Origin of the sequence: Rubrimonas cliftonensis (assembly GCF_900107585.1) — a bacterium.
Taxonomy (GTDB): Bacteria; Pseudomonadota; Alphaproteobacteria; order Rhodobacterales; family Rhodobacteraceae; genus Rubrimonas; species Rubrimonas cliftonensis.
This window is the reverse complement of record NZ_FNQM01000017.1, coordinates 58,400-64,792: the sequence shown is the minus strand read 5'-3', so window position 1 is coordinate 64,792 and position 6,393 is coordinate 58,400. Positions and strand designations below refer to the sequence as shown.

At 67.1% G+C, this 6,393-nt stretch carries 9 protein-coding genes; 1 reads left to right on the top strand and 8 read right to left on the bottom strand.

The genetic code is table 11. The annotated features are described in order from the left end of the window. Window positions 1–66: 66 nt before the first annotated feature. The 4 genes from BLW43_RS18255 to BLW43_RS18245 are packed head-to-tail and all read right to left on the bottom strand — an operon-like array spanning window position 67 to window position 1,263. Window positions 67–303, bottom strand: a complete 237-nt coding sequence (locus BLW43_RS18255) for a hypothetical protein (RefSeq protein ID WP_093255650.1) — start codon at window positions 301–303, stop codon at window positions 67–69. Beyond that, a complete protein-coding gene (locus BLW43_RS23090) occupies window positions 300–554 on the bottom strand; it encodes a hypothetical protein (protein ID WP_139284139.1) in 255 nt (84 codons plus the stop codon). Before BLW43_RS23090 ends, BLW43_RS18255 begins: the two co-directional genes overlap by 4 nt. Then, window positions 551–1,015, bottom strand: coding sequence for a hypothetical protein (locus BLW43_RS18250; RefSeq protein ID WP_093255648.1), 465 nt, complete (start codon window positions 1,013–1,015; stop codon window positions 551–553). The genes BLW43_RS23090 and BLW43_RS18250 overlap by 4 nt, the downstream gene beginning before the upstream one ends. Next, window positions 1,012–1,263: a hypothetical protein gene (locus tag BLW43_RS18245; protein WP_139284138.1), complete on the bottom strand. Its 252-nt coding sequence runs from the start codon at window positions 1,261–1,263 to the stop codon at window positions 1,012–1,014. Before BLW43_RS18245 ends, BLW43_RS18250 begins: the two co-directional genes overlap by 4 nt. A gap of 417 nt (window positions 1,264–1,680) precedes the next feature. Between BLW43_RS18245 and BLW43_RS18240 the strand changes: the two genes are divergently transcribed. Beyond that, entirely contained in the window at window positions 1,681–1,878 is a 198-nt protein-coding gene (locus tag BLW43_RS18240; protein ID WP_245731122.1) for a hypothetical protein, read from the top strand. A 387-nt stretch (window positions 1,879–2,265) separates the two neighbouring features. Here the strand turns inward: BLW43_RS18240 and BLW43_RS18235 are convergent, their stop codons facing one another. From BLW43_RS18235 to BLW43_RS18220, 4 genes are all read right to left on the bottom strand, one after another. Further along, the gene (locus BLW43_RS18235) at window positions 2,266–3,369 is read right to left on the bottom strand and encodes an SMP-30/gluconolactonase/LRE family protein (protein ID WP_093255644.1); all 1,104 of its coding nucleotides are present in this window, start codon (window positions 3,367–3,369) and stop codon (window positions 2,266–2,268) included. 364 nt (window positions 3,370–3,733) lie between these two features. Continuing rightward, window positions 3,734–4,105, bottom strand: coding sequence for a type II toxin-antitoxin system VapC family toxin (locus tag BLW43_RS18230; RefSeq protein WP_093255642.1), 372 nt, complete (start codon window positions 4,103–4,105; stop codon window positions 3,734–3,736). Next, the gene (locus BLW43_RS24060; RefSeq protein ID WP_217632230.1) at window positions 4,102–4,671 is read right to left on the bottom strand and encodes a type II toxin-antitoxin system VapB family antitoxin; all 570 of its coding nucleotides are present in this window, start codon (window positions 4,669–4,671) and stop codon (window positions 4,102–4,104) included. Before BLW43_RS24060 ends, BLW43_RS18230 begins: the two co-directional genes overlap by 4 nt. Window positions 4,672–4,692: 21 nt before the next feature. Next, window positions 4,693–6,369, bottom strand: coding sequence for a HoxN/HupN/NixA family nickel/cobalt transporter (locus BLW43_RS18220; protein WP_093255640.1), 1,677 nt, complete (start codon window positions 6,367–6,369; stop codon window positions 4,693–4,695). Window positions 6,370–6,393 lie beyond the last annotated feature (24 nt).

The following is a 6,393-nucleotide window of genomic DNA, read 5'->3' as shown; positions in this document are numbered from 1 at the left end:
CTCCGGCGGACAACCCGCCGGAAATCGATCAGGCCAAGGCGACACCTCGTAAATCTGGGTGTCGCCTTACGCCCTCAGTGACGTGTCCGGTGACAGCGGCACGTCGCGGGACAGGATGTTGCGGATCTTGTCGAGACGGCCCAGCGCCGTGAGACGGTTGTCGAGGCGCGCGGCGGTCGTCGTTTCGGCGGCCTTGGCCGACGCGCCTTCGGCCCGGCCGATCATCGAATGATAGACGGCGGTTTCGATGCGGTCGCGCCATTCCGGCCGGAAGCGGGCTTTCAGACTCTCGTAGATGCTCATGGCAGTTTCCCTTCGGTGTTGCTTGCAAGTCTCGCGCGAGCGAGGTCGTAGATCCCGGCGGCGCGCTCTTTGGCGCGCTGGCGGTCGTCGGGGTCGGTTGCCGGGTGCTTGGAGGTCGTGACTGCGGTCTGAAGCTCTCGGAGCTCGTCGTCGCTCAAAACTTCGAGCAGCGGGTCACGCGGCGGCCGTAGCGGCGGGATGCGGCCAGACGCCTCGAGCTCACGGACGCGGCGGGCGAGCGCGCGGGTCATCGTTGCCGCACCCTCGCTTCAAGCTCGGCGATGCGCGCCTCGAGCTCGAGCGCCTCGCCTGCGCGCGTGAAGGCGGCGACAATTTCGGCCAGTGCGCGCGCGTCGGCTGGCGTGATCTCGCCGCGGGAGGCGGCCCGAAGGATGGCCCCGCTTGCGTGCTGCGCGTCAGCGAGGCTGCGCAGGGGCGGCAAGGTGAAGCTGGCGGCCCTGTCCTTCGGCGGCGGCGCAAGGCGGTCTAGCAGCGCGCGCAACAGCGGCCCATCGCCGGCCAGGGCGAGCCGGATCGCAGTCCGGGCGAGCGCTTCGGCTTCGTCGCCGATCATGGCTTCGATCGCGAGCGTCGTTCGATGCCGCGCGCCTTTCGGTCTCCCGCGGTTCGCTGAGCCGGGGGCGAAGCGGCCCTGTGCGTCACGGCCGCCCGGCGCCGTTGTCTCCCCGTTGTTTCGGTCGGGCGGGTTCATGCCGCGTGCTCCGCTGCGGCGCGCACGTGCCGCGCCCCTCGCATCAGCCGGCGGCCCGCTTCGGCCAGGGCGGCGCGCTGGCGCGGCCAGTCGGCGGGGAGCATGTGCACGGCGTCGCGATCCGCGATCACGGCGTCGGCGTGATCGGCCTCGAGGACCGCGAGCTCGCGATCGGTCAGAGCGTCACCGTCGGCATATCGGGCCCTCAGCGCGTCGAGGTCGGCCGGGGCCGGGTCGGCGTCGATCACGGCCGCGTCGGGGTCGTCCGTCAGCGCGTCGGGATCGTAGGTCGTGAAGGCGCGGCGGCGATGAGCTCCTCCCGCTTCCGGCAAGTCGGGGGCGGAGGGCGCGAGGCGATGAGCTGCCGTTCGCGAAGCGCCTGAGGCCTGCCGCTGCCTGCCGTCATCGACAGGCTGGCGAACTGGCGCTTGGTGATTGGTTCGGGAGCGACCTGTGGAGCCTCCGGTCCCGAAATGGCCAGGAGGGATGACTGGCTCCAGGTCCGGGCTGCTGCCCCCATCAGATGGCGCCGCACGCCATGAAGGATGATCTATAGTCGAGGCATGTCGACGCTTCGAACACTCTGGCGGGGCGAGCACCCCCTTGCGGACGCCTTCTGGACATGGGCGGTCACAGTAGGCCTTCTCGTCAACGTTGCGACGAGCGTGCTCTTCATCATCATGATCATGCGCGACTGGCCTTGGGCGGCCCTCTTGCTCGGTTACGGGATTTCGCTGCCATACAACGCCGTCGCGGTCGTGGGCGTCTGGCGGTCCGCGTCGCGCTACGACGGCCCGGCCATTCATGCAGACCTGGCGCGTGCTGCGACCATGATCCTGATGGCGGTTTTGAGCCTCACGTAATCGGCGACGATGCACCGCCTACCCGCATGCCGGGGCCTGATCGAGCAGGCGCCGGCGACCGGGCGCTGACGGCCACTCTGGCCAGCCACAGAAGGCTGCCCGCTTCCGGATGATTGCAAGCAGCTTCACGTAGGTGCTCCCTCCCGGAAGCCGCCGGTCGTTTGGTACGGCTCCGGTAGCGAGTTCTGGCCGTTTGCACTGGTGATCAGATCACATTTGGCGCGGCCGGTCATCGGGCTCGGGCTGTCATGGCGCCACGTTGGGCAGCTTCTTGCAGATTCGCATCAATTAGGGCGCCACGACACCCGGAGCCCGTGTCATCGGGACGACGCATCACGGTCCCGTCGCTCGCCCGGGCGGCGTGCCCGTCCGGGCGAGGAGCTGGCTTCAGGCGATATGCGCCCCCTGGGCTGCGGTGTAGAGGGTGTAGACGGACTGACTGCCGCAGATGAACAACCTGTTCCGACGCGGACCGATGAAACAGAGATTGGCGCAGCCCTCGGGCATCACGATCTGACCGAGCTTCGTCGCGTCAGGCGCGTAGACATGCACGCCATCCACGCCCTCGCCTCCAAACGCGGTGGCCGCCCAGACGTTGCCGTCACGGTCGCAGCGGATGCCGTCGTGGAACCCCGCACCGAGCTCGGCGAAGACGCGGCGGTTCGCCAGACGGCGGCCGTTCTCCTGTACGTCCCACGCGATGATCCGCGCCTTCTCGCCCGGATGGTGCGTCGGCGCGGTGTCGGCGACGTAGAGCGTCGCGTAGTCCGGCGAGAACGCCAGCCCGTTCGGCTTGAAGATCTCGTCCGTGATGCGCGTCAGTTTCGCCGTGGCGGGATCGAGGTGATAGATGCTGGTCGGCAGCAGCAGGTCGCGCACGCCGCCCTCGTACCACCAGTGCTGACCATAACCGGGATCGGTGAACACGATACCGTCGTCCTCGGGATGCACGATGACGTCGTTCGGCGCGTTGAGGGGTGTGCCTTCGAAGCTGTCCGCCAGCACCTCCGGCCCGGCGTCACCCCAGCCATAACGCACCAGCCTCGACGTCGCGTGCTCGCAGGACAACTGGCGACCCTGCCAGTCGAAGGTGTTGCCGTTGGAGAATTGCGAGGGGTTGCGAAACTCGGTGGTCTGCCCCGTCACCTCGTCCCATCGGAGCTGCCGGTTGTTGGGAATATCGGAGAAGACGACGTAGCGGCCGACCATGTTCCACGCTGCGCCCTCGGCCCACATGGCGCCCTGAAATTCGCGATAGAGTTGAGTGTTGCCGATCATGTAGCGGCGAAAGCGGTCGTCGTGGACCACCCAGACGTCGTCAGGGTAGCGCTTCACGACATGGGCCGGCCTGCCCTGATCGATAGGGCTTGCGGCGACGCGTCTTGCGTCTGCGCCGACGAGGGCGGCGCCGCCCGCGAGAGCCGCGGCGCCAGTCAACAACCGACGGCGGTCCAGCGCAGGGGTTTCGTGCGCATCAGAAGGGATGGTCATGGGGTTCTCCTCCGGTTCGTTATGATTGGCGGACCGTATCTGGCCGCCGCCCCTGAGGCGGCGGCGCAGGGCCGCAGGGATCGCGTCCCGATCGTGACCATAGCGAATTGCACAATCGCTGTGCACAGATATCGGCAGCTCGCGGCGCCTTCGGCGCACCGGGTGTGAACAAGCGCCTAAGTGGGCCCCCCTGCGCCAATTATTTATCAAAGACTTACGACGACAATCGACGTCGGGGCTCCGCGCCGATCCACAAATCGGACTCTCAGGCCGCTCGCTCCCGATTTCCGCCGGTCGCGGGGCGAAGCGCAGGGAGTGGTATGCCGCCGTTCAATTCGCGTCGCATGGTGCTGATCGGGGCCCTTCAGCTCTCGGGGTTGAAAGAGAGGGCCATCTCCCCCGCGACGGCGGCGAGGCGCCTGTCCCTGGTCCAGAGGCGACAATCAGGGACCAGGAGGCAGGCTGCGATAAGGCCGACGTCGACAAGACCTACGCCACGGCTGAAAAGCATTCGTTGCTCGATCAGGTGGCGCAGTTCCTCGACGGTGGCGGTCGGGGCCTGCGGCAGCCCTTCGAGGAGGGACAGCACCGTCTCGCGGTCTCTGAGCGAGCCGAGCGCAATCTCGGCGATGACCCAGGGATGGGCGAGAACCCGCCCTTCATCGAGAAGCGCGGCGAGCGCCGGATCGCCTGCGCGCAGGTGATCGACCCAGACCGACGTGTCGGTCAGGATCATGCCGGACGACGTCGCGGGGCTTCCTGCAGGTCTGGCTCCATGCCGCCGAGCCGCGCGAGCCGTCGCGCCGCCTCCCGCTCGATCAGCGCCTTCAGCGCTTCTCGCAGCAATGCACCGCGTTCCTTGACGCCGGACAGATCCTGCGCCCGGGCGACCAGCGTGTCGTCAAGCGTGACCGTGGTTCGCATTATCCCTCCTGACATCAGAAAATGCACCTGATGATGCACACGATTGCACCATCCGACAACCTCCATGGTGATGAGGTGGCGCAGATGGTCGCCGCCTCGCGGCATGAAGCTTCTCCCGGTTCCGGCCGGTCGCGGGGAGACCCGCAGAGATCGGTGGCCGGCCATTCGCGCAGGCGGCAGGCGCGGCGCCACCTTGGTCCACCGCCCCACCGGGGAGGCAGCGGTTAACGGTTTCGGCCGGTCGAGGGGTCGCCGACCCGGCAAGATGAACAGCCGTTCACGACCCTTGAACGAGACGATGACATTCAGGTCGTCCGGCTGGTTGCCGTCGAACAGCAGCAGATCCGCATCGGCGCGCGGTCGCTTCACCCAATTCATTAGGCTGGCTCGTTGCACCGCCTAACCCTCGCGATCGGCGGCGTCCACCAGCCGCAGGGTGGCGTCATTCTCGGCGCGCTGCGACGAGGTGTCATGCATTGCCGTGATGGTGAAAAGCAGGACGCCGACCACGAGCACACAGGTCGCGCCAGCGAGCCGGGCGCCGGTCTCGAAGCGCTGACGCCGTCGCGCGTCGGGCGCCAGACGCCGCTCGGCCCAGCCCCGCCCCCAAAGCGCGGCCATACCCAGTAGCGACATCGCCACCGCCATGCCGACCGAAATCGCGACGACAATGGCGATGGCGGGCCAGATCAAATCGTTCGCCAGCCCGAAGAGCATGACCAGCAGCGCCCCGGTGCAGGGAACGACACCGACAGCGGCCGCCACCCATCCGCTCCCGCGCGGGGCCACGCTGGCCGTGCAGGCGGCGCAGCCGCTGGTGCCGTGACTGTGTTCGTGGTGATGGGCCTTGTGCGCGCCGCCGCCTGCAATGGAGGCAGGTCGCCGCATCGCCGATATGGCCTGCCAGAGCATCACCGCGCCGATCACGATGACCAGAGCATAACTGCCCATCCGAATCGCGCGGTAGTCGGACGGCGCGGCCCCCGTCGTCTGCTGGACCGCGAGGTCGAGCAGGAAGACCACCACAACAGCCGACAGGACATGAAACACCGCGATACGGGCGCCCATGGTCAGGCCTCGCCGCAGGCTGCCCCCCGTTCCGACGAAGTAGGAGATGACGACTGCCTTGCCGTGCCCCGGCCCAAGCGTATGGAGCGCGCCGTAGCCGAAGGACAGCAGCAGCGCCCAGAAAATGGCCGCGCCCGATCCAGCCTCACCCAGCGCCGGCATGCCGGAAGTATAGAGAGAATTCACCCAGATCTGGGCCCGGTCAAGGATTGGGATCTCGGATGCCGACGCCGCGACGATCTCTCCGGGTGTCCCGCCGAGAACGGCATCGCTCAGGCCATAGGAGACGGAGATCTGGCGGCTGCCGTCGAGCAGAAAAAGGTCGTGTTCTTCCGGCTCGTGTCGCAGAATTCCCTCGAGGCGAACGGCCTCGAATTGCCGCTCAAGCACCAATCCCATGGGATAGGTGACGTGGACGATCTGGTTTGGCGGCGGCGGGGGCGTATGAATACACGCACCCACCCACGGCAAGATGAGGAATTCGACGACACGCCCGGCCTCCGCCTTCAGGGGCAGCAAATAGCCATCGATGAGCACCTTCCGGTCGAGAAACGTCGAGGTCACGCCCGTCATGGCCTCGCGCCGGCGCTCCATCACGACCAGACGCTGTTCCAGAAGGTCGTCGACATCGAGACCTGCCGCATCGAGGCGTTCAAGCGCCGCATCGGCCTTGGCGCTCAGGGCTGCATCCGTGTGGCCCTGCGCGGCAGCCTCGCGGTTCAGCAAAACGTCGCGCAGATCCCATTTGTGCTCGGTCGACATGTCCACGAAGGGGTCGTCGAAAGGCTCAACCGTGGTCGCGAGTTCGTTCCAGGGAACGAACTCTGCTTCGGTGGCCATGGCCGGTTGCGCCAGCACGCCCAGACCGGCGACAGCAACGAGAAGGCCGGCGAAGGCAACGAGAAGGAACGTGGTGCGCACCGCAATAAGTCGGCCGCTCAGGGAACTGTCCTTGCGACCGAACGACGAAAGCTTGATGCCAGAGTTGCCAGCCTTGATGGTCTCCATTTCGACACGCCCTGTCCTTCGATA

Excerpts from the sequence above, each read along its gene's own strand:
- BLW43_RS18230 (WP_093255642.1), bottom strand. The coding sequence starts at position 4,105 with ATGATCCTGACCGACACGTCGGTCTGGGTCGATCACCTGCGCGCAGGC.
- BLW43_RS18255 (WP_093255650.1), bottom strand. The coding sequence starts at position 303 with ATGAGCATCTACGAGAGTCTGAAAGCCCGCTTCCGGCCGGAATGGCGC.
- BLW43_RS24060 (WP_217632230.1), bottom strand. The coding sequence starts at position 4,671 with ATGAATTGGGTGAAGCGACCGCGCGCCGATGCGGATCTGCTGCTGTTC.
- BLW43_RS18250 (WP_093255648.1), bottom strand. The coding sequence starts at position 1,015 with ATGAACCCGCCCGACCGAAACAACGGGGAGACAACGGCGCCGGGCGGC.
- BLW43_RS23090 (WP_139284139.1), bottom strand. The coding sequence starts at position 554 with ATGACCCGCGCGCTCGCCCGCCGCGTCCGTGAGCTCGAGGCGTCTGGC.
- BLW43_RS18235 (WP_093255644.1), bottom strand. The coding sequence starts at position 3,369 with ATGACCATCCCTTCTGATGCGCACGAAACCCCTGCGCTGGACCGCCGT.
- BLW43_RS18220 (WP_093255640.1), bottom strand. The coding sequence starts at position 6,369 with ATGGAGACCATCAAGGCTGGCAACTCTGGCATCAAGCTTTCGTCGTTC.